Source organism: Ideonella dechloratans (assembly GCF_021049305.1).
GTDB classification, from domain to species: domain Bacteria; phylum Pseudomonadota; class Gammaproteobacteria; order Burkholderiales; family Burkholderiaceae_C; genus Ideonella; species Ideonella dechloratans.
Genome location: NZ_CP088081.1, coordinates 1,077,423 through 1,102,562, shown reverse-complemented (window position 1 = coordinate 1,102,562; position 25,140 = coordinate 1,077,423). Strand labels below are relative to the sequence as shown.

Annotated in this window: 20 protein-coding genes; 10 read left to right on the top strand and 10 right to left on the bottom strand. The window is 65.5% G+C overall.

The features are described 5' to 3' along the window. The first annotated feature begins 34 nt into the window (after positions 1–34). From LRM40_RS05160 to LRM40_RS05135, 6 genes are all read left to right on the top strand, one after another. Positions 35–1,945, top strand: coding sequence for an N-6 DNA methylase (locus tag LRM40_RS05160; RefSeq protein ID WP_151122097.1), 1,911 nt, complete (start codon positions 35–37; stop codon positions 1,943–1,945). A gap of 2 nt (positions 1,946–1,947) precedes the next feature. Beyond that, the gene (locus tag LRM40_RS05155) at positions 1,948–2,664 is read left to right on the top strand and encodes a hypothetical protein (RefSeq protein ID WP_151122098.1); all 717 of its coding nucleotides are present in this window, start codon (positions 1,948–1,950) and stop codon (positions 2,662–2,664) included. Positions 2,665–2,686: 22 nt separating this feature from the next. Further along, positions 2,687–5,533, top strand: coding sequence for a TrlF family AAA-like ATPase (locus LRM40_RS05150; RefSeq protein WP_151122099.1), 2,847 nt, complete (start codon positions 2,687–2,689; stop codon positions 5,531–5,533). Position 5,534: 1 nt separating this feature from the next. After that, positions 5,535–6,800, top strand: a complete 1,266-nt coding sequence (locus LRM40_RS05145) for an ATP-binding protein (protein ID WP_151122100.1) — start codon at positions 5,535–5,537, stop codon at positions 6,798–6,800. 14 nt (positions 6,801–6,814) lie between these two features. Continuing rightward, positions 6,815–7,855, top strand: coding sequence for a restriction endonuclease (locus tag LRM40_RS05140; RefSeq protein WP_151122101.1), 1,041 nt, complete (start codon positions 6,815–6,817; stop codon positions 7,853–7,855). A 553-nt stretch (positions 7,856–8,408) separates the two neighbouring features. Beyond that, positions 8,409–8,699: a hypothetical protein gene (locus tag LRM40_RS05135; protein WP_151122102.1), complete on the top strand. Its 291-nt coding sequence runs from the start codon at positions 8,409–8,411 to the stop codon at positions 8,697–8,699. 113 nt (positions 8,700–8,812) lie between these two features. On the opposite strand, the gene LRM40_RS05130 is transcribed toward LRM40_RS05135, so the two are convergent. After that, on the bottom strand, positions 8,813–9,535 hold the full coding sequence (locus LRM40_RS05130) for a helix-turn-helix domain-containing protein (RefSeq protein ID WP_151122103.1): 723 nt from the start codon (positions 9,533–9,535) through the stop codon (positions 8,813–8,815). 146 nt (positions 9,536–9,681) lie between these two features. Between LRM40_RS05130 and LRM40_RS05125 the strand changes: the two genes are divergently transcribed. After that, the gene (locus LRM40_RS05125) at positions 9,682–11,235 is read left to right on the top strand and encodes an AAA family ATPase (protein ID WP_231067730.1); all 1,554 of its coding nucleotides are present in this window, start codon (positions 9,682–9,684) and stop codon (positions 11,233–11,235) included. A gap of 270 nt (positions 11,236–11,505) precedes the next feature. Here LRM40_RS05125 and gloA2 read toward each other — a convergent pair whose 3' ends face one another. The 9 genes from gloA2 to LRM40_RS05080 all read right to left on the bottom strand — a co-directional run bounded on the left by gloA2 (position 11,506) and on the right by LRM40_RS05080 (position 20,830). Beyond that, positions 11,506–11,967, bottom strand: coding sequence for an SMU1112c/YaeR family gloxylase I-like metalloprotein (gene gloA2 / locus LRM40_RS05120; RefSeq protein ID WP_151122105.1), 462 nt, complete (start codon positions 11,965–11,967; stop codon positions 11,506–11,508). After that, positions 11,957–12,931, bottom strand: coding sequence for a glucokinase (locus LRM40_RS05115; protein WP_151122106.1), 975 nt, complete (start codon positions 12,929–12,931; stop codon positions 11,957–11,959). Before LRM40_RS05115 ends, gloA2 begins: the two co-directional genes overlap by 11 nt. Positions 12,932–12,936: 5 nt before the next feature. Further along, complete coding sequence (locus tag LRM40_RS05110; RefSeq protein ID WP_151122107.1) at positions 12,937–14,055, bottom strand: ABC transporter ATP-binding protein; 1,119 nt, start codon at positions 14,053–14,055, stop codon at positions 12,937–12,939. A 25-nt stretch (positions 14,056–14,080) separates the two neighbouring features. Continuing rightward, positions 14,081–14,851: a carbohydrate ABC transporter permease gene (locus LRM40_RS05105; RefSeq protein WP_231067821.1), complete on the bottom strand. Its 771-nt coding sequence runs from the start codon at positions 14,849–14,851 to the stop codon at positions 14,081–14,083. Positions 14,852–14,976: 125 nt separating this feature from the next. After that, on the bottom strand, positions 14,977–15,858 hold the full coding sequence (locus LRM40_RS05100) for a carbohydrate ABC transporter permease (protein WP_151122109.1): 882 nt from the start codon (positions 15,856–15,858) through the stop codon (positions 14,977–14,979). Between the two features lie 96 nt (positions 15,859–15,954). Then, the gene (locus LRM40_RS05095) at positions 15,955–17,229 is read right to left on the bottom strand and encodes an ABC transporter substrate-binding protein (RefSeq protein WP_151122110.1); all 1,275 of its coding nucleotides are present in this window, start codon (positions 17,227–17,229) and stop codon (positions 15,955–15,957) included. 72 nt (positions 17,230–17,301) lie between these two features. Then, on the bottom strand, positions 17,302–18,510 hold the full coding sequence (locus LRM40_RS05090) for a maltoporin (RefSeq protein WP_151122111.1): 1,209 nt from the start codon (positions 18,508–18,510) through the stop codon (positions 17,302–17,304). Between the two features lie 135 nt (positions 18,511–18,645). Continuing rightward, a complete protein-coding gene (locus LRM40_RS05085; RefSeq protein ID WP_151122112.1) occupies positions 18,646–20,148 on the bottom strand; it encodes a sensor histidine kinase in 1,503 nt (500 codons plus the stop codon). Next, positions 20,141–20,830, bottom strand: a complete 690-nt coding sequence (locus tag LRM40_RS05080) for a response regulator transcription factor (RefSeq protein ID WP_151122113.1) — start codon at positions 20,828–20,830, stop codon at positions 20,141–20,143. The genes LRM40_RS05085 and LRM40_RS05080 overlap by 8 nt, the downstream gene beginning before the upstream one ends. Positions 20,831–20,880: 50 nt before the next feature. Between LRM40_RS05080 and LRM40_RS05075 the strand changes: the two genes are divergently transcribed. The 3 genes from LRM40_RS05075 (at position 20,881) to edd (ending at position 25,139) form a co-directional block, all read left to right on the top strand. Beyond that, positions 20,881–21,738 (top strand): MurR/RpiR family transcriptional regulator, encoded by an 858-nt coding sequence (locus LRM40_RS05075; RefSeq protein ID WP_151122114.1) that lies wholly within the window; start codon positions 20,881–20,883, stop codon positions 21,736–21,738. A 79-nt stretch (positions 21,739–21,817) separates the two neighbouring features. Continuing rightward, positions 21,818–23,293, top strand: a complete 1,476-nt coding sequence (zwf, locus tag LRM40_RS05070) for a glucose-6-phosphate dehydrogenase (RefSeq protein WP_375138543.1) — start codon at positions 21,818–21,820, stop codon at positions 23,291–23,293. A gap of 4 nt (positions 23,294–23,297) precedes the next feature. After that, a complete protein-coding gene (edd, locus tag LRM40_RS05065; RefSeq protein WP_151122116.1) occupies positions 23,298–25,139 on the top strand; it encodes a phosphogluconate dehydratase in 1,842 nt (613 codons plus the stop codon). Position 25,140 lies beyond the last annotated feature (1 nt).

Here is a 25,140-nt window from a genome sequence, read left to right as displayed (position 1 = left end):
CTGCCTTCGGTGGCCGAACGAGAAGAAAAACACCATGCTGGATACCGACACCAAACGCCGAATCGACTCTTGCCGCGACATCCTCGTCGGCAAGGTGCCTGACCCCAAGAGTCAGGTCGAGCAGATCACCATCGCGCTGATCTACAAGTTCATGGACGACATGGATGCCCAGTCCGAAGAGTTCGGTGGTAAGCGCAGTTTCTTCGTCAATGGCTTCGAGAAGTACAGCTGGAGCAAGCTGCTGGCGCCCAGCATGGGCGGCCAGGACACGCTGAACCTCTACTCCGAGGCCATTGGCAAGATGACCGAGAACACGCACCTGCCGGCGTTGTTCCGCGACATCTTCAAGAACGCCTACCTGCCTTACCGCGATCCGGAAACGCTAAAAGCGTTTTTGAAAGAGATCGACGGCTTTTCCTACGACCATTCCGAGCGGCTGGGCGACGCTTTCGAGTACCTGCTGTCGGTGCTGGGCAGCCAGGGCGATGCGGGCCAGTTCCGTACGCCGCGACACATCATTGACTTCATCGTCCGGGTCATCAATCCGCAGAAGCACGAGCGCATCCTCGACCCCGCCTGCGGCACCGCTGGCTTTCTGATCTCGGCCTGGAAATACATCCTGGACCAGAACAAAGCGCACAAACCGGGCGACAAACTCACACCGGACGAGCGCAACAAGCTGGCCGCAAACATCCATGGTTATGACATTTCACCGGATATGGTGCGCCTGTCCCTGGTGAATCTCTACCTGCACGGCTTCACCAACCCGCACGTGGATGAGTACGACACGCTCACCAGCGAAGATAAATGGAACGAACACGCGGACGTGATCCTTGCCAATCCACCCTTCATGTCACCGAAGGGCGGCATCAAGCCGCACAAGCGCTTTTCCATTCAGGCCACACGCTCGGAAGTGCTGTTTGTCGATTACATCCACGAGCACCTGAGCCCAAACGGACGCTCCGGCATCATCGTGCCAGAAGGCATCATTTTCCAGACGGGCACAGCTTACAAGGCATTGCGCAAGCTCTTGGTGCAAAACTCCTTGGTGGCCGTCGTCTCGCTGCCCGCCGGTGTGTTCCAGCCCTATAGCGGCGTCAAAACCTCCATCCTGATTCTGGACAAGCGGCTGGCCAAACAGACAAACAAGGTGTTGTTCGTAAAAGTTGGCAATGATGGCTTTGCGTTAGGCGCTCAGCGTCGTCCGACTGATCATGATGATCTCCCAGCCGCTGAGCAGGCTTTGACAGCGTTCTTTTCAAATCCTGCAGGTTTTGAAGGGAACGATATGGCGCAGATCGTGGATCGGGAAAATATTGTTAAAAACGCAGATGTTAGTTTTAGTGCCGATCGTTATGTCAAAGCTTTAGTAGAAAATCACAGGTACGACATAGTTAGAGCCGGCGAGCTAATGCGGCTGGGTGTTGAGACGCTAGACCCTCGTGTCTTTCCGAACGAAAATTTTGAGCTTTGGAGCATTCCGGCATTTGATAAAGGGGCACCAGAGATTGCTGTTGGCGCATCGATTGGCTCTGCAAAGAAAGTTGTCAAGGCTGGTGATGTGCTTCTCTCAAGAATCGTTCCTCACATTAGAAGGGCATGGGTGGTAGAGGATAGCAAGAACAAACTCCGCCAAATTGCTTCTACGGAATGGATTGTCTTCTCTAGCGAACGAGTAATACCAGAATACTTGCGACAGCTACTTGTATCTGATCAGTTCCATGAAAGTTTTATGAGGACTGTGACGGGGGTTGGGGGATCTCTTTCTAGAGCCAACCCAAAAGCGGTGGCTGAAATACAATTTCCCCTCCCTCCAATTGAAGTGCAGCGCGAGATCGTGGCCGAAATCCAGGGGCACCAGCAACGGATCAAATACTTGGAAAGAGAGATAGCAGAGTGTGCGCAGTTAATTAGAGACTCCATAGATCGGGTCTGGAAGAGCTGAGGATGGATGCCGCGCTGGAGATTCACAACTACCTGCCGCTGGCCTACCCATCAGCCAGTGAAGGCGAGTATATCGGCTTTGTCTGGGAAGCCTTCGAGAGCAACTATGTGGCAGGCAAATATCAGTTCGCGATGCTGGCTTTCCACATGCTCTACATGAGCTACGTGTATTTCTCGGTGTGGCAGATCAAGCAGGCCAAGCCGGAAGCATTCACCCATGCGGTGCTGTTCCAGCAAAAAGAAAAGGAGCTGCTGACCGCCAGCTCGCCCTTTACCTTCAGCGAAGTTAACGAACGCAGCATCTTCAAGTTCTTGCGCCTGGTCGGCTGCGAAAACCAGCACATCGGCAGGTTTCAGAAGCTGGTCGATCAACGCAACGAAATCGCCCACCCTAACGGCAACATCTTCTTCAGCGATCAGGCAACGGCGGACCAGCGCATCGAAGAAGTCATGCAGCAGATACGGGGCATCCAGAACCATATGCCGAGTGTGCTGCATGCTTGTCTGTTGCAGTTCCTGCGCGACAGCGCCAACCCGGACGAGCGCGAGATCGCTGACAGTGAAGTTCATGTGGAGATGAACTTCCTGCACAAGCACTACCTGTCGCGCAAGGACATCGAGGCCTGTCTTGCCTGTGACCTGAGCGAATTCGACGCCAGCCCGTTCCGGGGCGAGGTTCAGGCGCTGATGCGGGTGCTTCAAACCAAGGCGGAGGAATGATGGCCGCAATCAGGAGAAGAACATGAGCCAACCCTGGCCTTACCCCGGCGCACGCTGGTGGAAGTTCGATTTCCATACCCACACGCCGGCCTCCAAGGACACGAGCGCCTGGCAGGCTGCCATCGGCACGCCCGTTGAGCTGACACCACAAAAATGGCTGCTCAAGTACATGGCCGCCGGGATCGACTGCGTAGCCGTTACCGATCACAACACCGGCGAGTGGATCGACTCGCTCAAGGCGGCCTATGCGCAGATGAAGCGCGAGGCCGACGCCGGCACGCCACCTGACGGGTTCCGTGAGCTACACCTGTTCCCAGGGGTAGAAATCTCGGTGCAAGGCGGCTTTCATCTGCTCGCAATCTTCGACCCGTCCGCCACCAGTCAGACCATCAGCGATCTGCTGGCAAGGGTGGACTACCAAGGCACGCGCGGCGACAGCGATGGCGTCACCCGCATCGGCGCCGCCCAAGTGGTGGAGCGCATTCTGGCGGCGGGCGGCCTGGCCATTCCGGCACACGTCGAAGGCGACAAGGGGCTGCTACAGGTCGAGCCTGGTACGCGAAAATGCGTGATGGATGCCAACACGGTTAAGGCGGTCTTGCAGGAACCCGGCATCCTGGCGCTGGAGTGGACTGCCTCCTCCAGCCCCGTGCCCATGGTCCTGGATGAACTGAAACTGCGATTTGCCAGCGTGGCGGGCAGCGATTGCCACAGCTTCCAAGGTACGGCTGTTCCCGGTTCGCGCTACACCTGGATCAAGATGGCCCGGCCTAGTCTGGTGGGCTTGCGCCTTGCATTGCTCGATGGGCAGGAGGTGTCGGTCAAGCGCAGTGATGAGAGCAACGGCTTTGCGCCGTTCAATACGCCCGAGCATTTCATCGAATCGATTGAAATCCGCGACGCACGTTACATGGGGCGTGGCAGAACGTCTGCCAGTTTGCCGCTCAACCCCTACTTCAATGCTTTGATCGGTGGACGCGGCACCGGCAAATCGACCATCGTGCATGCCCTGCGCCTGGCCTATCGCCGTGAGAAGGAGCTGTCGTCCAGCTCGGAAGCAGGACAGACCTTCAAGCGTTTCAATCAGGTTGCCAGGAGCCGCAATGACGAAGGTGGCCTGCGGGCGGAAACCAGCCTCTGTGTGCAAGTGCAGCGTGATGGCATGCCCTATCGCCTGATCTGGCGGCAGGATGGCCAGGGCCACGCGGTGGAGGAATGGGACGCCGCTACGGGCAGTTTCAAGCCTTCGGCCAGCCAGGCCGTCACCGAGCAACGCTTTCCGGTGCGCCTGTTCAGCCAGGGGCAGATCGCCGCGTTGGCCGGCGACAGCCAGCAAGCCCTGCTCAAGGTGATCGACGATGCTGCGAGCACGCAGTCGCAGCAAGCCGCTTTCGAGGAGGCCAAGCGTGCCTTCCTGGCCGCACGGGCGCAGATGCGCGAGCTGGACGGCAAGCTGCAAGGGCGTGAGGCGTTGACGCTGGCCCTGCAAGATATTCAGCGCAAGCTGGCCCGCTTCGAGGGCGCCGATCATGCCGCTCTGCTGAAAAACTATCAGCGCACCAACCGGCAAAGCCGCGAGCTGGAACGCCAGTTCGAAGCCTCCGCCGAACTGGCAACCCGCTTGAAAGCACTTGCCGACGATCTGTTGGCGGAAGACTTGCCTGAAGGCTTGTTCGATACTGTCGAGGACGGCCCGGCACTGAGCATTGTTCAGGCGCTGCACGCCGCCATCGCCAAGGCGCAGCAGGACGTCGAGCGCGCGGCAAACGTGCTGCAGGAGCGTGGGCAAGTCCTGAGAGGTGAGCTGGAGGCCTCGCCCTGGCTTGCGCGGATCGACGCGGCCAAGACGGCTTACGAGCAGCTCAAGGCCGACTTGCAGCAACAAGGCGTCAGCGACCCCAGTGAGTACGGCCGTCTGGTGCAAGAAAAGCAGCGCCTGGAAATCGAGCTGAAGAAGCTGGAAGCCTTGCAGAAGCAGCACACCGAGTTGCGCGAGAAGGCCAAGTCGTTGCTGGAACAGGTGCAATCCGCCCGCCGCGCAATCAGCGCCCAACGAAGCGCATTTCTGCAGGCAACGCTGCAAGGCAATCCCTTTGTGCGCATCGAGCTGATCCCGTACAGCCGGGATGCGCAGAGCATCGAGCGCTCCTTGCGGGAGGTGCTTGGGGCCGCGGAAGGCCGGTACGTGGACGACCTGTATCAGGAGCAAGAGGGGGCATCCCCCAAAGGGCTCGTGGCCGATCTGCTGGGCACGGTTGATCTGGTCGAGCAGCCGGGCGTATGGGACACGGCGGCCTTCGAGCAGGCGCTATTGACGCAGAAGAAACGCCTGTCGCAAGCCGGTCGCGGGCAGGCGGAGTTTGGCGGCTGGTTCAATAAATTCCTGAAGGCGGAAGCCGACAAGCGCCCGGAGTTCATCGATCACATTTTGTGCTGGTTCCCCGAAGATGGTTTGCAGGTGGAATACAGCCGCAAGGGTGACGGGCGGGACTTTCAGTCCATTGGCCAGGCTTCCGCCGGGCAGCGCGCGGCGGCCATGCTGGCCTTCCTGCTGGCGCACGGCAACGAGCCACTGGTGCTCGACCAGCCAGAAGATGACCTGGATAACCACCTGATCTACGGATTGGTCGTGCAACAAATCCGCAGCAACAAGCTGCGCCGTCAGCTCATCATCGTGACCCACAACCCCAACATCGTGGTCAATGGCGATGCGGAGTTGATCCACGTACTGGACTTCAATCACCAGTGCCATGTGAAGCAAACCGGCTCTTTGCAGGATCAGGCCATGCGCCGCGAAGTCTGCCAAGTGATGGAAGGCGGAGAAGAAGCGTTTGAACGGCGTTACCAACGCCTGGGAAAAGAGGCTTGACATGTTTGACAACATCGCCGACCTGATCGACAAGATTCGCCTGGGAGAGGACTCCTATCTGGAGTTGAAGGAAGTCCGCTTTGCTGGTCAAAGGGTGTCGGCTCCGCATAGAGACTCGCTCGCCGATGAGCTTGCTGCATTCGCCAACAGTCGCGGCGGTGTGTGCGTGTTGGGCGTGGACGACGCCCGTGAAGTGCTCGGTATTCCTCTGGACCGTCTGGACCTGGTGGAGGATTTCGTCCGGCAGATCTGCTTGGACTGCATCACCCCACCGCTCGCGCCAGTGATCGAGCGGCTGAATCTGCCCAGCACTTCAGGCGAGCAGTTGCCGGTGCTAAAGATCGATGTCACGGGCAGTCTGTTCGTGCATAGAAGCCCTGGTGGCTATTTGCACCGCGTGGGCAGCGCCAAGCGCGAGATGGCGCCGGACTATCTGGCGCGTCTCTTCCAGCAACGCAGCCAGGCCCGCATCATCCGCTTCGACGAGCAGCCGGTGCCTGGCGCCAAGCTCGATGACCTTGCAGATGACCTCTGGCAACGTTTTGCCAGTCCTCGCGTGCAAGATACGCGCGAAGTGCTTCTAGACAAACTGGCCATGGCGCGCACCGATGCCGACGGCGCACTTCGGCCGACCATCGCCGGCGTACTGATGGCCAGTGCTGATCCTCGCCGCTGGTTGCCGAATGCCTTCATTCAGGCGGTGGCCTACCGTGGCACCGAGGTGCTGCCGCAAGGCGACACGGCCTATCAGCTCGACGCCCAGGACATCACCGGGCCGCTGGATGCCCAGGTGCTGGCGGCTTGCCACTTCGTCCGCAAGAACATGCAGGTCTATGCCACCAAGGATGAGGGCAGGCACGATCTGCCGCAGTACGACATGACCGCCGTCTTCGAGGCCCTGGTCAATGCCGTTGCACACCGGGATTACTCGATCCATGGCGCCAAAATCCGCCTGCGGATGTTTGCGGACCGGCTGGAGCTGTATTCGCCAGGCGCCATCCCCAACACCATGACGGTGGAGAGCCTTCCCTACCGCCAGGCTGCGCGAAACGAAGCCATCACCAGTCTGCTTGCCAAGTGCCAAGTACCCGACCCCGACAAAGAAATCACAGGGCGTAGCGCCATGATGGACAAGCGTGGCGAGGGTGTTCAGATCATCTTGGACCAGAGCGAGCGCTTGTCCGGAATTCGGCCGGTGTACCGCATGGTTGATGACTCGGAACTCCTGCTGATCATTCCAGCTGCTGCACCGCTGGCTGAAGAATAGGAGCTGGAGCAAGCATGGCGATTTGGCTGATTCGTGCAGGCTCGCACGGCGAATACGAACAGAAGTTCATCCAAGAAGGTCGTGTCTATGTGACCTGGGATGAGCTGAACCTTGACCTATCAAAGCTGCAGCAGCGAGGCGAGTTGACCGCTGAAATGACCCAGCGCTACCCGGAGGCCAAGCCCAAGGCTGTGCTGAACTGGGTCAGTCAGGTCTGGCCCTTCGCCCACGAGATGCAGAAGGGCGACCTCGTGGTGCTGCCCCTGAAGACGCAGCCTGCGGTCTACATCGGCGAGATCACAGGCGGCTACCACGCTGAGACTACTGGGCCGAACCCCTTCTTCCACTGGCGAGCTGTGAAGTGGATTGGCGAAGCCATCCCCCGCACGCACTTTGGCAAGGACCTGTTGTTTTCCTTCGGGGCGTTTCTCACCATCTGCCGTATCCAGCGCAACAACGCGGAGCAGCGCATCGCTGCGATGCGCGCCCATGGTTGGAAGGCAGAAACGCTGGCGGCGCCTGCAAAGACAGCGACGGCAACTACCGCCGATGTCGAGGCCGCAGATGCCGACCTGGACGAGTTGGCACGCGACCAGATCGCCGCTCTGGTTTCTGCTCGCTTCAAGGGGCACGGCTTGACCCGACTGGTTGAGGGCATCCTGAAAGCCCAGGGCTACACCACCTACCGCAGCCCGGAAGGAGCAGACGGCGGTGCTGACATCCTTGCAGGCTCTGGCCCCTTGGGGTTTTCCGCGCCGCGTCTGTGCGTGGAGGTGAAGTCTGAGGACTCGCCGATTGGCCGCGAGCCGGTGGACAAACTGCTGGGCGCCATGACCAAGTTCAATGCTGATCAGGGCCTTTTCGTGGCCTGGGGTGGCTTCAAGGGCAACGTGCAGAAGGAACTGGCCTCCCAGTTCTTCCGGCTACGGCTCTGGACCCAGAAGGAGCTGCTCGAACAGCTGTTCGAACAGTACGAGCGTCTGGATGAAGACCTCAAGGCGGAGCTGCCATTGAAGCGGGTGTGGATGGTGGCATCGCAAGATGAGGTGCTTTGAAAACCAAGCTGGGCGAGGTGTTCGCACCTTGTTCGGCTGGAAGTCACCACACTGTTCGCACAGTTCACGGCACGCTGTCGCCACGGTCTTTGCACATTGCCCCCACCTGTTTCGCACAAATCAGTCGCCGGTCTTCGCGCAGGGGTTGGCACAGTCTGTCGCACATTCATGCTGGACGCACGTTCGCAGGGAGGCTGTCCCCACCGCATTCGGCACATTCTTTGAGTTTGCTTCTTCGAGCTCAAAGAATGTGGCCGCTGGGCGCCAAGCCGACAGGTTTGGTGGGCAGCGGCAGCTGGGGACAGTGCAGGGGAGAGATGCGTCCAGATCAGGTATCAGGTTGAATCCCTGCCGCGGCCATGGGCCGGTGTGCCGCCATGCGCGGCAGGGGCCGATACCAAAGGGCTTGGAATCACACGCCAAGCACGGTGCCCGTGATATCGGGAGGTTTGACATCTGATGACCAAGACGGCCGACCAATGGGAACGATTTCTTGACCCGGAGGTGCTCACTCTCAAGTTTCTTGCCAACTGCATCAACGCATAGGACGCCCATGACAGTACTGATTGCCTGCTTAGAAGATCCATCGGTTTCCATCCGTATGGACGGTCGTTTGCCTGATTACGTCCCGGCCACCCACGAGTTCAGACTAAACCGACCGATCGGTGACGACTGGGGTCAATACATCCGGCACGTACCGAATCCACCGCCCGTAATTGTCCGCACCGAGGAGAGCACATCCTTCGTCGTGTTCGAGCGTCGCGACGATGCCAATCGCTTTGAGCGCTGGCTGATTGACGCCCGGGAAGAGCAAGATCGGGGCTTTCGAACCATGCGCGGGTAGTCTCGCTTTTTCTAACAGCCCACTCCGACCGCTACTGGAGCGCGCCCGAGATTCTCACTAGTCGCATTTGTCCCCCAACTCAGCCGATTTGGGCGTTACCTGATCGAACGAGGTCACTCATCGAGCCACATCGACTCGACCTTCAACGCCAACTGGATAGGGCTCAACCCCCTGCGCATCGCACTGCGCAAGCTCACCTCTAAGAGCCGCCAGCCCAACGAGTCGCCGTTCGTGAGCACGAAGTCCTGCCCTGGCGGCGCGCCGAGGCGTTGCATAAAGCCATGGGCCAGTTCGCCAGTTGGGATCTCCTGCCCCTCCTGTTCGGCGAGGCTCAAGAGCGCAGAAGCGGTCGCTTGCGGGTCTTGCGTGGGGATGCCCTCCAGCACGACGGGCAGCACGATCATTCGGTCGGGGCTGACCATCGCGGCCAAATCGTCCTGCGCAGTCGGCCCCGGCGTGAGAGACAGCCGAACCCATGCCTCGCCCCACTGCAGGAATCTTGTGTGGGACATGCCGGGATGCTCATCGAGAAACAAGCATCGGGGCGCCACTGGCTCCTGAAGCAGGTTGAAAACGGTGCGAAGGTGCGCCCATTCACCTTGGTCGCTCCAGGTGTGAACCATGTCCGACCGAAGCTGCCCACCTTGGACACCCAGGTGGTAAAGCAATGCCGTCACGCGCGCCTCTGAGATGACCTGAGGCTTACCTTTCAACCAAGCGGACAGGTTGGCCGCGCGGATGCCGGTGGCGTCAAACACCGCTGCCAACGTGAGGCCTCGCAGACGCAAGAGCGCACCGGCCAGTATGGGGAGTTGCTCGCTGCTCAGGGCAGACATGTCGGCCTCCAAAAGAATCACAGTAAATCACTATAACCAAGACCAACGCGGCAAGCGGACACTGGATCACCGCGTCTTGTATTGTTATAGTAATTTATAGTGAATCGAAAGAGACCACCATGACTCGCCCCAACAGCCGTCGCCCCATGAGCCGCGCCGCCTACCAAGATCGCGTGGCGGCCTTGAAAGCCGAGCACCCATGGCTGGCCAAGCAGGTGGTGGAGCCCGCCCCTGGTCACTTGGCGGTGCTGGCCCATTTCGTGGGCCAGTGCGAGCTGCTGATGAAGCCGGCCGACTACCGCCACCTGCCGCTGTTTTGCGCCACCAACCAGCGCGACAAGCTCAGCCTGCGGGTGGAACTGGTGGGCGCCAGCATCAACAGAGACAGGGCTTTGTTGGATCTGATCGAAGCTGCCCGGCATGCCGCCCAACAACACTGCCCGGTTTGCTCGGCGCCGGTGATTGGCGGCGATGCGAACGCAGCCCAGGGCGTGCGCTGCAAGCAGCACGAGGCCACCATCGGGCTCTTCGCCGAAGACCTCAAGCGCAATCACAAACTGGCGGTAGCGGCAGGGCTACTCCCGGCCACCACCAAGCCCGAGAAGTCGCTGCGTGGCGAGCCGCTCGATCCGTCCATCGACGATGCCGTTCACGCACTGGTGCAGTCGTTGCCAGACATGAAGCCACCAGCTGCGGCGCCGGCTCAGTCCGTCCCGCAGGCACCTCGGGCAACACCCCAAGTCGCGTTTCTGGACGCCGCAGGCCTGCGCAGCTTTGTCGAGCGCCACCGCTCCAAACCCGACGAAAAGGCCAAGCGGGCCCAGTACATCGCCGAGCGCATTCGTGCCGCTGGCCACGAACGCCGCAAGCTGGGTGAGCTGCCCGATGACTGGTCGCAGCTGATCGAAGACTTCCAGCGCGACTTTCCCAACTTCGCGGAACTGGCCGAGGTACTGCACGACCACTTCGCCCTGCATGCGATGGGCGATGGCCGTGTGGCATGGTCGCCTATCCTGCTGGTCGGCCCTGCCGGGATTGGCAAGACAGAGGCCGCCCGCTGGCTGGCTGCGCGGCTGAGCCTTCCCTTCCGTGTGATCGACATGGCCAGCACCCAGTCCAGCTCGCCGCTGGCCGGGTCGGAATCGTTCTGGTCGAACTCGGAGCCCGGCGTGGTGTTTGAGCTGCTGGCCTACCAGCCGCTGGCCAATCCGGTGATCGTGCTGGACGAGCTCGACAAGACCGACCAGCAACGTCAGTACGACCCACTCGCGGCGCTCTACACCCTGCTGGAACCTCGCAGCGCGCGCGACTTCATCGACCTCTCGATTCGCGACTTCTCCATCGACGCCAGCCACGTGAACTGGATCGCCACGGCCAACAGCATCGAAGGCATCCCGGCGCCGCTGCTGTCGCGCATGACGGTGCTTCAGGTGCAAGCCCCAAATGCAGACCAGGTGGCTCACATCGCCCAACAAATGTACGGCCGCATGAGGGCCGAGAGCCCTTGGGGGTCAGGTTTTGCGCCTACGCTGGACGAGCAGGTGGTGGATAAGCTGAAGAACTTGCCGCCGAGAACCGTGGGGCTGGCGTTGAAGCGTGCGCTGGGACGTGCTGCGCGGGAGGAGCGGGATCACATCCGCGTCGGCGACCTGCCTGACCAAGTCGCCTCAACTAGGAAGCCCCTGGGGTTCTTGGCATAGCGGCCCCAAGAGTTGAACGCCCCGTACGTCTGTGAGCGTTTCAGCGTACCCGCTGCCACCGAGCTGGCATCATCCAAGCCATCCGCGAACGGGTAGTTGATCAATTCAACGCGCAGCTCGTGCCCGCAGATGGCCCCGGCGTACTCAGCCGCCGCACGATCGAGTACAAATCGGAGTACATTTTTTGCGGAGAGCAGGCTAACCAAAGGAAAATCAATTGCTTGCCAATGATATTCTGGTTTAACGTCTGAGCGGCGCCGCGGGCGCCCCTCAGGCGCCCTCTCGCGCGCCCTCTTCCGGCCAGCCGCCGCCCTCCCCCTCTTCGTACAGCTCCAGCGGCAAGCCGTCCGGATCGGCGAAGAAGGTGAAGCGCCGGCCGGTGAACTCATCCATCCGCACCGGCTCCACCGCCACCCCGTGGGCCTGCAGGTGGGCCACCCAGGGCGCCAGCGCGGCCACGCGCAGGGCCAGGTGGCGCAGGCCGCAGGCCTCCGGCCGGGACGGCCGCGGCGGCGGGGCCGGGAACGAGAACAGCTCCAGCGCCGTGCCGTCGGGCAGGGCCAGGTCCAGCTTCCAGGACTGGCGCTCGGCCCGGAAATGCTCGGCCCGCACCGGCAGGCCCAGCACCTTGGTGTAGAAGTGCCGGGAGCGCGCGTAGTCGCTGCAGATCAGCGCCACATGGTGGGTGCCCAGCAGCGGGGGCGGTGGCGCAGCACCGTCCTCAGGCGCCATCGGGCATCTCCAGCGCCTCGGCCGCACCGCGCAGGGCCGGCGAGGTGGTCGACACGATGAGCTGCACCGGGATCTCGCGCAGGTAGGACGCAAAGCGCCCCTTGGCCTCGAAGCGGGCCCGGAAGGGCGAGCGCTCGAAGGCCGCGCCCAGCCGCGGCACGATGCCGCCGCCGATGAACACACCGCCGCGCGCGCCCAGCGTCAGCGCCAGGTCGCCCGCCACCGCGCCCAGCCAGCCGCAGAACAGGTCCAGCACCTGGGTGCAACGCGTGTCGCCGCCCGACTGGGCCGCCTCCACGATGGCCGCCGCCTCCGGAGCGTCCTCCGGCGTTTCCCGCTGGCCCTGGACCCTGCCCAGGGCATGGTGCAAGGCGCGCAGGCCCGGGCCGGACAGCGCGCGCTCGGCCGACACCCGGCCATAGCGCTCCCGCAGCACGGCCACCACCTCGGCTTCCAGGGGCGTTTCGGCCGCCAGGCTCACATGGCCGCCCTCGCCCGCCAGCGGCAGCCAGCGCGAACCCACCGGCAGCAGGCCGGAGACACCCAGGCCGGTGCCCGCGCCCACCAGGCCGATGGGCGCCCCCGGCTGGGCCGGGCCGCCACCCACCTGGCGCAGCTCGTGGGCCGACAACTGCGGCAGCGCCAGCGCCAGCGCGGTGAAGTCGTTGATGACGCGCAGGCGCTCGAAACCCAGGGCCTGGCGCAGCGCCTCGATCGAGAAGGACCAGTGGTGGTTGGTCATCTGCACCCGGTCGCCGGTGACCGGGTTGGCAATGCCCACCGCGGCCAGGGCCGGCACCGGGTGGGCGGTCTCGGCCAGGTAGGCCCGCATCGCGGCCTCCAGGCTGTCGTGCCCGGCACAGGGCAAGGTGCGCACATCCTGCAGCGGCGCACCGGCCGCGGCCTGCCAGGCAAAGCGAGCGTTGGTGCCGCCGACATCCGCCAGCAGGCGGGTTGAATCCATCGCGCTCATGCGCCCTGGGCGTACAGGGGCGTGACCTTGGCGCCGGCGCTGGGAGCGGCCACCTCGATGCGCTGCTCGCTCTGGCCGTCGAACAGATGCACCTCGGCCTCGTTCCAGTCCAGCAGCACATTGCTGCCCACGGGCTGGGCCACCCGGCCCGGCACCCGCAGCACCATGGGGCCCACCGCGGTGTCCACGTAGGCATAGGTCTCGGGCCCGGTGGGCTCGACCATGCGCAGCTGGCCCGGCAGACCGCGGTCGGACAGGCGCAGGGCCTCGGGCCGCAGGCCATACACCACCGACGCCGGGTTGCGCGCGGCCAGGGCCCGGCCGGCGGCCTCGCTCAGCGGCAGGGCCGTGCCCTGCATGCTCAGCGTGCCGCCCATCCATTGGGCCTGGACAAGGTTCATGGCCGGCGAGCCGATGAACTGCGCCACGAAGATGGTGGCCGGGCGGGTGTAGATGTCGTCCGGCGTGCCCAGTTGCTGCAGCACGCCCTCGCGCATCACCGCGATGCGGTCGCCCAGGGTCATGGCCTCCACCTGGTCGTGGGTGACGTAGACCGTGGTGGTGCGGGTGCGCTGGTGCAGCAGCTTGATCTCGGCGCGCATCTCCACGCGCAGCTTGGCGTCCAGGTTGGACAGCGGCTCGTCGAACAGGAACAGCGAGGGGTTGCGCGCCAGGGCCCGGCCCATGGCCACGCGCTGCCGCTGGCCGCCCGAGAGCTGGGCCGGCCGGCGGTCCAGCAGGTGCTCGATCTGCAGCATCTTGGCCACGCGGGCGATGGCCTCCTCGCGCTGGGCCTTGGGCACCTTGCGCATCTCCAGGCCGAAGGCGATGTTCTGCGCCACCGTCATGTTGGGATAGAGCGCATAGCTCTGGAACACCATGGCGATGTCGCGGTCCTTGGGCGAGGCGTGCGTGATGTCGCGGTCGCCCAGCAGGATCTGGCCCGAGGTGGGCGTGTCCAGGCCGGCGATCATCGACAGCAGCGTGGACTTGCCGCAGCCCGAGGGGCCGACAAGGATGAGGAACTCGCCCTGCTCGACGTCGATGTCGATGGACTTGAGGATCTCGTGCGCGCCGTAGCTCTTGCGCACCTGGCGGATGGAGAGGGCTCCCATGTGAATCTTCCTTTCAGCCGGGGCTTCAGCCCTTGACGGCGCCTGCGGTGAGGCCGCGCACGAAGTACTTGCCGGCCACGATGTAGACGAACAGCGTGGGCAGGCCGGCGATCATGGCCGCGGCCATGTCCACGTTGTATTCCTTGACCACGCTGGAGGTGTTGGCGAGGTTGTTCAGGCCGACGGTGATGGGCTTGGTGCCCGCGTCGGAGAACACCACGCCAAAGAGGAAGTCGTTCCAGATCTGGGTGAACTGCCAGATGAAGGTGACCACCAGGATGGGGCCGGACAGCGGCAGCACGATGCGCCAGAAGATGCGCCAGAAGCCCGCGCCGTCCAGCAGCGCGGCCTTGATCAGCTCATCGGGCAGGCCGGCGTAGTAGTTGCGGAAGAACAGCGTGGTGCTGGACAGCCCGCACAGGATGTGCACCAGGGTCAGGCCCCAGATGGAGCTGGCCAGGCCCAGCCAGCCCAGCACCTGGGACATGGGCAGCAGCACCACCTGCAGCGGCATGAAGACGCCGAACAGCATCAGCGCGAACATCAGCTCGCTGCCGCGGAAGCGCCACTTGGTCAGCACGTAGCCGTTGATGGCCCCAAGCGCGGTGGTGATCAGCACGGCCGGCACCACCATCAGCACCGAATTCCAGAAGAAGGGCTTCAGGCCCGAGCAGTCGGTGCCGGTGCAGGCGCCGGACCAGGCCTTGGCCCAGGCCGCGAAGTTGGGCGAGAAGGGCATGGCCAGCAGGCTGCCCTGGCGGATCTCGTCCATGCCCTTGAGCGAGGTCGAGAGCATGACGTAGAGCGGCGCCAGGAAGAACAGCGCCAGCCCCAGCAGCACCGCCCACAGGGCGATGCGCAGGCCGTCGATGCGGGGGGCCGCGGCCGCCGGCAGGGCCGGCGCGGTGAGGGTGGGGGCGCTCATCGGCGGCTCCTCAGTTCGCTGTAGAGGTAGGGCACGACGATGGCGGCGACGGCCGCCAGCATCAGCGTGGCCGAGGCCGCGCCCTGGTTGATCTGGCCGCGGGTGAAGGCCATGGAATACATGAAGGTGGCCGGCAGGTCGGTGGCGTAGCCGGGACCTCCGGCGGTCAGCGCCATCACCAGGTCGAAGCTCTTGATCGCGATGTGCGAGAGCACCATGACGGTGGAGAAGAACACCGGCCGCAGGCTGGGCAGCAGGATGCGCAGGTAGATGCGCGGCATGGAGGCCCCGTCCACCTGGGCGGCCTTGATGATGGATTCGTCGATGCCGCGCAGGCCGGCCAGGAACAGGGCCATCACGAAGCCCGCGCTCTGCCAGATGCCGGCGATCACGATGCAGTAGAGCGCCCGGTCGGGGTTGATCAGCCAGTCGAAGCTGAAGGACGCGAAGCCCCAGCCGCGCACGGTGTGCTCCAACCCCAGACCGGGGTTGAGGATCCATTTCCAGGCCGTGCCGGTGACGATGAAGCTCAGCGCCATCGGGTAGAGGTAGACGGTGCGCAGTACGCCCTCGGCGCGGATCTTCTGGTTGAGCAGCACCGCCAGCAGCACGCCCACGGCCAGCGAGCCGGCGATGAACAGGAAAGCGAAGATCACCAGGTTCCAGGCGGCCACATGGAAGCGGTCGCTGTCGAACAGGGCGCGGTAGGCATCCAGGCCGGCGAACTCGTAGTTGGGCAGCAGCCGGGATTCGCTGACCGACAGGTAGCCGTTCCAGGCGATCAGCCCGTAGATGAACAGGAAGGCGGCAACGAAGGAGGGCGCCAGCACCAGCTTGGGCAGCCAGTCGATGCGCCGGAGGGGGGAAACGGTGCTCATGGTGCGCAGGAAAAAAGAGGACCGAGAAGGGGCCAGCCCGCGGGCCGGCCCCGGTTCAGGTCAACCGCCCCGTCGAGCGGGGCGGGGCCGCACCCATCACTGGGCCTTGGCGGCGGCCACCAGCTTGGTCATGGTGTCCTCCACCGTGGCCTTGTCGCTGTTCCAGAACTGCGAAACCACGTCCTTCATCGCGCCTTCGACGGCCGAGGGGACGGCCATGCCATGGGCGATCGAGGGCACCAGCGTGCCACCCTTGGAGGACTCGACGAAGTCCTTGGACGACTGCTTGGCACAGGCGTCGAACTTGTCCATGTTCATGTTCAGCCGCACCGGGATGGAGCCCTTGTTCAGGTTGAACAGTTCCTGGAAGTCCGGCGACATCAGGGCCGAGGCCAGGTCGCGCTGGGCCTTGGCATTGGCGGCGTTCTTCAGCTGGAACATGGCCAGGCTGTCCACGTTGTAGCTGAAGTCCTTGGCCGAGCCCGGCGAGGCCACGCATTCGAAGTCCTTGCCCGGCGTCTTGCCCGCAGCCAGGAATTCGCCCTTGGCCCAGTCACCCATCAGCTGCATGCCGGCCTCGCCGCGGATGACCATGGCGGTGGCCAGGTTCCAGTCACGCCCCGGGGCGTTCTTGTCGGTGTAGCCCTTGATCTTCTTGAAGGTGGTCAGCACCTCCTTCATGGTGTCGCTCTTGAGCGCCGTCGGGTCCAGCTGCACCAGGGCCTTCTTGTAGAAGGCGGCACCGCCGACGCCCAGGGCCACGTCTTCAAACGTGGTGAAGTCCTGCCAGCTCTGGCCGCCGTGGGCCAGCGGGATCACGCCGGCCTTTTTCAGCGCCTCGGCGGCGGTGAAGAACTCGGCCCAGCTGGTCGGCGGCTTGATGCCGGCCTTCTTGAACACGGCGGTGTTGACCCACAGCCAGTTCACCCGGTGCACGTTCACCGGCGCGGCCACATAGTGACCCTTGTACTTCAGGCCCGCGGCGATCTGCGGCGGCAGCAGCTGGTCCCAGTGCTCGGGGCCGGCCACATCGTCCAGGTTGGTCAGCACGCCTTCACGCGCCCATTCCTGGATGGACGGGCCCTTGATCTGTGCGGCCGCGGGCGGGTTGCCCGAGACCACGCGCGACTTCAGCACCGTCATGGCGGAATCGCCACCGCCACCGGCCACCGCGAAGTCCTTCCAGGTGTGGCCCTTGGCCTTCATCGTGGCGGCCAGGGCCTGCGCGGCCTTGGCCTCGCCGCCGGAAGTCCACCAGTGCAGCACCTCCACTTCGCCCGCACGGGCCACACCGGTCAGCAGGGCCGCGGAAGCGGCCAGGGTCAGAGCGCTCAGGCGCAGCGTGCTGCGCAGGGTCATCGTCTTGTTCATGCTTGCATCCTTCGGGTTGAGACAGCACCAGGCCCAGGGACCGGGTGCCGGGATTCATGTCCTTGCGTCAGTTCACCACCAGACTTCGGCCTGGATGCCGTAGCTGGTGCCACTGGTCTTGCCATCGCCCAGACCGGTCAGGCCATCGGCGCCGGCCGCCGCATTGGCCGCCTGGTTCCATTTGGCACGGGTCACGTAGAAGCGCAATTCGGGACGCTCCCAAAAGCCCTTGCCCGCGCTGATGGTGGGGGCAATCGTGAACTTGGTCAGGTTGGCCGAGGGCTGGCCCTGCGGGCTCACCCGGTCCACGCCCACTTCGGCCAGGATCTTGAAGTTGCGGGTGACCGCGTAACCCACGCGACCGCCCAGGGATTTGACGGTCGCATCGCCCGCGTCGGCCTGCTTCTTCTCGATCATGGCGATCAGCTGGCCGCCCAGGTTCTCGGTGGCCTGGAACTGGTAGCCGTCGACGATGCGCCACTTCTTGACGTCGGAGCCGTCGGTCAGGCTGCCGAAGCCGCCGGCCAGACCAGCCGAGCCCTTGGCGTACTGGAACCACAGGTTGTTGCTGGCGCCGAAGGGCAGCTTGTCCTGGGTGTGACGCAGGCTGAAGCCGGCACCGGACTGGCCGCCGGTGAACTCGCCCTTGGTGGCGGTCAGCAGCAGGTTGATGCTGCCGTTCTCGTTGACCGGCACATCGCGCAGCCAGGCATTCACACGGCTGCCCGGGTTGTCGTTGCCGTTGGCGTCCTTGCTGCTGCTGTCGGCCCGGTAGAAGGCCAGGTCCAGCTTGCCGCCCAGGGCCGGCAGGCTGGCACCGGCGCCGGTGCCGTCGAGCTTCTCGAAGAAGGTGTCGACGATGTGGATGTCGGCGCCGCGGTGGTAGCGCTTGCCGGCCCAGAAGCTGGCCTGCGGCGCGAAGTCCAGGCCGGTGGCCTCGGCCCACATCTGTGCGGTCTCCCACTTGGCGTCGCCCGAATCGCTGGCGTTGCCCTTGTAGATGGTGGGCATGAAGTGGATCTTGTAGGTGTCGCCGCTGTCCTTGCGGGCCACGGTGCCGCTGAACAGGAACTCGCCGTAGAAGTCGCACTCATTGCCCAGGCGGTACTTGAAGTCCGCCCCCGACAGGCCGTAGCAGGCCCGGTTGGCGTTCTTCGAGGTGGCGCCGGGCCCTGCACGGAAATAGCCGTTGGACTCCAGCGAGATCTGGGCATGGGCCCAGCCGGCGGCGGTGGCCAGCAGCAGACCCAGCAGCGGCGCCGGGCGCAAGGAACGTTTCATCGTTGTCTCCTCTTCGTCTTGGTGAGATGCCCCGACGCGGCAGGAGACCCATCGGCCGCCTGTGCTCAGGTGCGGCCGGAGATTAATGTTTTATTAATGTATATGAACTTAAGACAACATCCTATGGACAAATTCCTAACAATTCATTAACCACACGCGGGCCGCCAAGGGCAGCCGCACCCGCACCCGCAGGCCGTGGGGCGGGCGGTCCAGCAGGGTGACCGAGCCGGCGTGGCGCTCGATGATTTCCTTGACGATGGGCAGGCCCAGGCCGCAGCCCAGCCCCTCCTGGGTGCCGCGGTAGAAGCGCTCGAACACCGCCTGGCGCTGGGCCAGCGGGATGCCCGGTCCGGTGTCGTCCACCTCCACCACCGCCTGATCGCCCTCGGCGCGCACCCGCACCGTCACCTCGGCCCCGCGGCCGGCGTAGCGGATGGCGTTGTCGATCACGTTGGACAGCGCCTCGCGCACCAGCAGGGCATGGCCGGTCACGCGCAGGGGCGCGCTGCCGGCGGCCTCCGTTTCGTCGTCGGCCCAGCCCAGGTCCACCCCGGCCTGCAGGGCCCGCGGCACCAACTCGGCCGTCAGCTCCTCGGCCAGGCGGCGCAGGTCGAAGGGGCTGCGGGCCATCACATGGCTGGATTCAGGCTCGGCCCGGGCCAGGGTGAGCAACTGGGTGACCAGGTGGGCGCTGCGGGTGGCACTTTCGTGCACCAGGGTCAGGCGGGCGCGCAGGGAAGGGTCGGTGGCCTCCCGCAGCGCCAGCTCGGTCTGGCTCTTGAGCCCGGCCAGCGGCGTGCGCAGCTGGTGGGCGGCGTCGCTGATGAAGCGCTGCTGCTGGCCCACGCTCTCACGCACGGCCTGCAGCAGCTTGTTCAGCGCGGCGGTCAGGGCCTGCACTTCCTCGGGGGCGCGGCCCAGCTGGATCGAATCCAAGTGGCTGGGCGCACGCGAGATGACGGCCTGGTGCAGGCGCGCCAGCGGCGCCAGCCCGGCCCGCAGGCTGGCCCAGACGATCAGCGACATCAGCAGCACCAGCCCGATCAGCGGCAAGGCGGTGTCGTGCAGGATCTGCCGGGCCAGGATGTCGCGCCCGATGCGGCTCTTGGCCAATTGCACCAGCATGGTCTGCGGCGCATCCGCGTCGCCCCAGGCCAGGTACAGGGCCACCACCCGCACCTGCACCGCACCGTCCTGCTCCTGCAGCGTGGCGTCGTAGAAGCGCGGCTTGTCCAGCACGGGCCCCAGGCCATTGGGCGAGCTGACCTCGGGCGGCGGCTCTGGCAGGCGCTGGTTGCCCAGGATCAGCTGGCCGGGCGGCGCGCTGACCATGTAATAGACCCGGTCGTCGGGATCGGTCTCGATGATGTCGCGCGCCGCCTTGGGAAAGTCGATCAGCAGGCCGCTGCCCATGGGCTTGACCTGGCGGGCCAGCGCCCGCGAGGCCTGGTAGAGGCTGCGGTCCAGCGCCAGGTTGGCGTAGCGGGCCGCCACGGTGTAGGACAGCACCGCCGCCCCCAGCCACAGCACCAGCTGCGGCACCAGCAGCCACAGCAGCAGATAGCGCCGCAGCGAACCGGCCCCGGGCGCCAGCCAGGCCAGCCAGCGCAGGCGGCTGCGGTGCGGGGTGTCAGACATCTTCGAGCAGATAGCCCAGGCCGCGCACGGTGCGGATGCCCAGCCCCGAGTCCTCCAGCTTGCGGCGCAGGCGGTGGATGTAGACCTCCAGCGTGCCCGAGGGCGAACTGGCCGGCTCGGCGGCATCGCCTGCCCAGGCCTGGGCGATCTGCTCCTTGGTCACCACCCGGCCCTTCTGGGTCAGCAGGGCGTCCAGCAGCAGCCACTCGCGCGGGGAAAGCTCCAGCGCCACACCGTCCACGCTGGCTCGGCGGGCCTCGCGGTCGAAGCTCAGCCGGCCGCTGAGCTGCACCGGCGTGCGCCCGTCGGCGGCGCCGGAGAGGCGGGCGCGGCGCAACAGGGCGCGGATGCGCGCCTCCAGCTCCGGGAAGTCGAAGGGTTTGGTGAGGTAGTCGTCGGCCCCGGCGTTCAGGCCGGCCACCCGGCTGTCCAGGCTGTCCAGCGCGGTCAGGATGAGCAGCGGCAGCGTGGGCCGGGCCGCATGCACCCGCTTGAGCACGGTGAGGCCGTCGACCAGCGGCAGGCCCAGGTCGATCACGCCCAGGTCGAAGGGCTGCTTGAGCAGCAGGTACTCGGCCACGGCGCCGTTGTCGGCCACCTCCACCTCGAAGCCGGCAGCGCGCAGGTTGGACGACAGGGCATCGGCCAGGATGGCATCGTCCTCGGCAAGCAACAAACGCATGGAACAAGGCTGCCGTGCAGCATGGGTCGATGAACGCGGAGAATTCTCCCATGAGCCTCACCGACCAGATCCAGCGCACCCTGCCCTCCCTGCCCGCGGCCGAACAGCGGGTGGCCCAGGCCCTGCTGGCCGACCCGCGCGCCGCCTTGGCCCGCACGGTGGCCGAATTGGCCGCCCAGGCGCGGGTCAGCAACCCGACCGTGGTGCGCTTCTGCCGCAGCCTGGGCTTTGCCGGCTGGGCCGACTTCAAACTCAAGCTCGCGGGCAACCTGGGCCAGGGCCTGCCCTATGTGCACCAGTCGGTGGCGCCGGGCGATGGCAGCCGGGCGGTGGTGGACAAGATCGTCGAGCAGGTGCAGCAGACCCTGGCCGACTTCCGCCAGCAGGCCGGGCTGCGCCCGCTGGAACAGGCCAGCCAGGCCCTGGTGCGCACCATCCGGGCCGGGCGCCGCATCGAGTTCTACGGCGTGGGCAACTCGGGCATCGTGGCGCAGGACGCCCAGCACAAGTTCTTCCGCATGGGCTGCCACACGGCCGCCTATGCCGACGGCCACCTGCAGGTGATGGGCGCCACCCTGCTGCTGCCCGAGGACTGCGTGGTGGTGTTCTCCAACTCCGGCCGCAGCCGCGACCTGCTGGACGCCACCGAGCTGGCCCACCAGCAGAAGGCGACCACGGTGGCCATCACCGCCAGCGGTTCGCCCCTGGCCGCCGCGGCCGACATCCACATCGCTGCCGACCACCCCGAGTCCTACGAGGAATACAGCCCCATGGTCTCGCGCCTGCTGCACCTGGTGATCGTGGACATCCTGGCCACCGAAGTGGCGCTGCAACTGGGCCCCGACCTGCCGGCCCGCCTGCACGCCCTCAAGCGCAACCTGCGGGCCAAGCGCTACCGAAACGAGTGAGTCAGGGTTCTCACGGGGTGTAATCGTATTACCATTTTTTATGTAATTTCATTACAATGGCAACTTCCCTGACTGGAACATCGCCATGGACCCTGTCGCTTCCACCTCCGATCCCGACCTGGACCTGTTCATCTTCGGCGCCACCGGCGACCTGTCGGTGCGCAAGCTGCTGCCCGCGCTCTACATGGCCCACCTGCACGGCAATCTGCCGGCCGGGGCCCGCATCCTGGCCGTCGGACGCCAGGCCCTGTCGCGCGAGGGCTTCATCCAGCAGGTGTTGGGCGGCGCGCGCCAGTTCATCGAGGCCCGCGCCCTGCAGGCCGAGGCCTGGGACCGCTTCGAGGCCCTGATCGACTATGTGGCGCTGGACGCCACCCAGGCCGAGGATTTCGTCCGTCTGGCCCGCCACAGCCGCCCCGGCGCCCAGCGGGTGTTCTACCTGGCCACCGCCCCATCGCTGTTCACACGCATCTGCGCGCATCTGGCCGGCGCCGGGCTGGTGGATGCCCAGGCCCGCGTGGTGCTGGAAAAGCCCCTGGGCCACGACATGGCGTCCGCCCGGGCCATCAATGCCGAGGTCGGCCGCTTCTTCGAGGAGCGCCAGATCTTCCGCATCGACCACTACCTGGGCAAGGAAACGGTGCAGAACCTGATGGTGCTGCGCTTCGGCAATGCCATCTTCGAGCCGCTCTGGCGCGCCCCCTTCATCCGCAGCGTGCAGATCACCGTGGCCGAGACGGTGGGCGTGGGCAGCCGCGCCGGCTTTTACGACGGCACCGGCGCCCTGCGCGACATGGTGCAGAACCACCTGCTGCAGATGCTGTGCATCGTCGCGATGGAGCCGCCCGTGTCGCTGGACCCGGACGCCATCCGCGACGAGAAGCTCAAGGTGCTGCGCTCGCTGCGGCCCATGGGCCCGGCCGAGATCGCGCGCGACGTGATCCGCGGCCAGTACACCGCCGGCACGGTGCAGCAGCGGGCCGTGGCCGGCTATCTGCAGGAAGACGGCGTGCCACCCGACAGCCGCACCGAGACCTTCGTCTCGCTCAAGGCCCACATCGACAACTGGCGCTGGGGCAACGTGCCCTTCTTCCTGCGCACCGGCAAATGCCTGGCCGAGCGCTGCTCGGAGATCGTGATCGACTTCGCCGGCCAGCCCTTCTCGCTGTTCCCCGACACCTACCGCAGCGCCGGCAACCGCCTGGTCATCCGCCTGCAACCGGAGGAATCGGTGCAGCTGCAGATCATGGCCAAGGAGCCCGGCAGCGGCATGAAGCGTCGCCCGGTCAGCCTGGACCTGGACCTGCACACCGCCTTCACCGAGCGCCGCGCCGAGGCCTATGAGCGCCTGCTGATCGACGTCATCCGCGGCCGGCTGACCCATTTCATGCGGCACGACGAACTGGAAGCCGCCTGGGCCTGGGTCGAACCCATCCTGCACGGCTGGGCCGCCCAGGGGGATGCCCCCCGGCCCTACGCCGCCGGCACCTGGGGCCCGGCCGCCTCGTCGGCCCTGATGGCCCGCCACGACATGCAATGGTCCGAGGAGGCCTGACGCCATGACCCCCACCGCACGTTCACCCCTGCATCCCCGCATCGCCGAGGTCACCGAGCGCATCCGCGCCCGCAGCCAGGAGCTGCGCCAGGCCTATCTGGACACCGTGGCCCACTGGCAGCGCCAGGGCACCCAGCGCGAGCACATGAGCTGCGCCAACCTGGCCCACACCTTTGCCGCCTCGCCGGCCGACGACAAGCTGGCGATCAAGGCCCTGCGGGCGCCCAACATCGGCATCGTCACGGCCTACAACGACATGCTGTCGGCCCACCAGCCCTACGCCAGCTACCCGGAGCAGATCAAGGCCGCGGCCCGCGCCGCCGGCGGCGTGGCCCAGGTGGCCGGTGGCGTGCCCGCCATGTGCGACGGCATCACCCAGGGCAACGAGGGCATGGAGCTCTCGCTGTTCTCGCGCGACGTGATCGCCATGGCCACCGCGGTGGCCCTGTCGCACCAGACCTTCGACGCGGCGCTGTGCCTGGGCATCTGCGACAAGATCGTGCCGGGCCTGCTGATCGGGGCGCTGCAGTTCGGCCACCTGCCGGTGGTCTTCGTGCCCGCGGGGCCGATGCGCTCGGGCCTGGCCAACGACCGCAAGGCCAAGGTGCGCCAGGACTACGCCCAGGGCAAGGTGAACCGCGCCGCCCTGCTGGAGGCCGAGTCCGCCTCGTACCACAGCGCCGGCACCTGCACCTTCTACGGCACGGCCAACTCCAACCAGATGCTGATGGAGATCATGGGCCTGCAGCTGCCCGGCTCGGCCTTCGTGCCGCCGGACGACCCGCTGCGCGCCGCGCTGACCGACGAGGCCACCCGCCGCGCCCTGGCCATGTCGGCGCAAGGGACCGAGCCCACCGTGCTGGCCCAGATCGTCGACGAGCGCGCCATCGTCAACGGCATCGTCGGCCTGCTGGCCACCGGTGGCTCCACCAACCACACCCTGCACCTGGTGGCCATGGCGCGCGCCGCCGGCCTGCGCATCGACTGGACCGACTTCGCCGAGCTCTCCGAGGTGGTGCCGCTGATGACGCGCATCTACCCCAACGGCACGGCCGACGTGAACCACTTCCACGCCGCCGGCGGCATGGGTTTCCTGATCCGCGAGCTGCTGGACGCGGGCCTGCTGCACCCGGATGTGGCCACCGTGGCCGGCCCCGGTCTGGCCCACTACACCCGCGAGCCCTGGCTGCAGGACGGCCGCCTGGCCTGGCGCGACGCGCCGGCCGACAGCGGCGACCTGGCCGTGCTGCGGCCGGCCCGCGAGCCCTTCAGTGCCGACGGCGGGCTCAAGCTGCTGCAGGGCAACCTGGGCCGCTCAGTCATCAAGGTCTCGGCCGTCAAGCCCGAACACCGCCATGTGCGCGCCCCGGCCGTGGTGGTGGACGACCCGGCCGAGCTGATCGCCCAGTTCAAGGCCGGCCAGTTGGAGCGCGACTTCGTGGCCGTGCTGCGCCACCAGGGCCCGCAGGCCAACGGCATGCCCGAACTGCACACCCTGACCCCGGTGCTGGGCGTGCTGCAGGACCGCGGCTTCCACGTCGCGCTGGTGACCGACGGCCGCATGTCGGGGGCCTCGGGCAAGGTGCCGGCGGCCATCCACCTCAGCCCCGAAGCCCTGGCCGGGGGCGCCATCGCCCGCCTGCGCAGCGGCGACATCATCGAGCTCGATGCCCACGCCGGCCGGCTGGTCGTCGAACTGAGCGATGATGAACTGGCCGCCCGGCCCCTCGAGACGGCGGACCTGTCCGCCCACCAGCGCGGCTGCGGCCGCGAATTGTTCGCCACCTTCCGCCGCCAGGCCTCGCGCGCCGAGGCCGGTGGCAGCGCCCTCTTTCCGGAGATCTGAC

Coding starts and splice junctions, on each gene's coding strand:
- LRM40_RS05160 (WP_151122097.1), top strand. CDS start 35: ATGCTGGATACCGACACCAAACGCCGAATCGACTCTTGCCGCGACATC.
- LRM40_RS05155 (WP_151122098.1), top strand. CDS start 1,948: ATGGATGCCGCGCTGGAGATTCACAACTACCTGCCGCTGGCCTACCCA.
- LRM40_RS05150 (WP_151122099.1), top strand. CDS start 2,687: ATGAGCCAACCCTGGCCTTACCCCGGCGCACGCTGGTGGAAGTTCGAT.
- LRM40_RS05145 (WP_151122100.1), top strand. CDS start 5,535: ATGTTTGACAACATCGCCGACCTGATCGACAAGATTCGCCTGGGAGAG.
- LRM40_RS05140 (WP_151122101.1), top strand. CDS start 6,815: ATGGCGATTTGGCTGATTCGTGCAGGCTCGCACGGCGAATACGAACAG.
- LRM40_RS05135 (WP_151122102.1), top strand. CDS start 8,409: ATGACAGTACTGATTGCCTGCTTAGAAGATCCATCGGTTTCCATCCGT.
- LRM40_RS05130 (WP_151122103.1), bottom strand. CDS start 9,535: ATGTCTGCCCTGAGCAGCGAGCAACTCCCCATACTGGCCGGTGCGCTC.
- LRM40_RS05125 (WP_231067730.1), top strand. CDS start 9,682: ATGAGCCGCGCCGCCTACCAAGATCGCGTGGCGGCCTTGAAAGCCGAG.
- gloA2 (WP_151122105.1), bottom strand. CDS start 11,967: ATGGCGCCTGAGGACGGTGCTGCGCCACCGCCCCCGCTGCTGGGCACC.
- LRM40_RS05115 (WP_151122106.1), bottom strand. CDS start 12,931: ATGGATTCAACCCGCCTGCTGGCGGATGTCGGCGGCACCAACGCTCGC.
- LRM40_RS05110 (WP_151122107.1), bottom strand. CDS start 14,055: ATGGGAGCCCTCTCCATCCGCCAGGTGCGCAAGAGCTACGGCGCGCAC.
- LRM40_RS05105 (WP_231067821.1), bottom strand. CDS start 14,851: ATGCTCTCGACCTCGCTCAAGGGCATGGACGAGATCCGCCAGGGCAGC.
- LRM40_RS05100 (WP_151122109.1), bottom strand. CDS start 15,858: ATGAGCACCGTTTCCCCCCTCCGGCGCATCGACTGGCTGCCCAAGCTG.
- LRM40_RS05095 (WP_151122110.1), bottom strand. CDS start 17,229: ATGAACAAGACGATGACCCTGCGCAGCACGCTGCGCCTGAGCGCTCTG.
- LRM40_RS05090 (WP_151122111.1), bottom strand. CDS start 18,510: ATGAAACGTTCCTTGCGCCCGGCGCCGCTGCTGGGTCTGCTGCTGGCC.
- LRM40_RS05085 (WP_151122112.1), bottom strand. CDS start 20,148: ATGTCTGACACCCCGCACCGCAGCCGCCTGCGCTGGCTGGCCTGGCTG.
- LRM40_RS05080 (WP_151122113.1), bottom strand. CDS start 20,830: ATGCGTTTGTTGCTTGCCGAGGACGATGCCATCCTGGCCGATGCCCTG.
- LRM40_RS05075 (WP_151122114.1), top strand. CDS start 20,881: ATGAGCCTCACCGACCAGATCCAGCGCACCCTGCCCTCCCTGCCCGCG.
- edd (WP_151122116.1), top strand. CDS start 23,298: ATGACCCCCACCGCACGTTCACCCCTGCATCCCCGCATCGCCGAGGTC.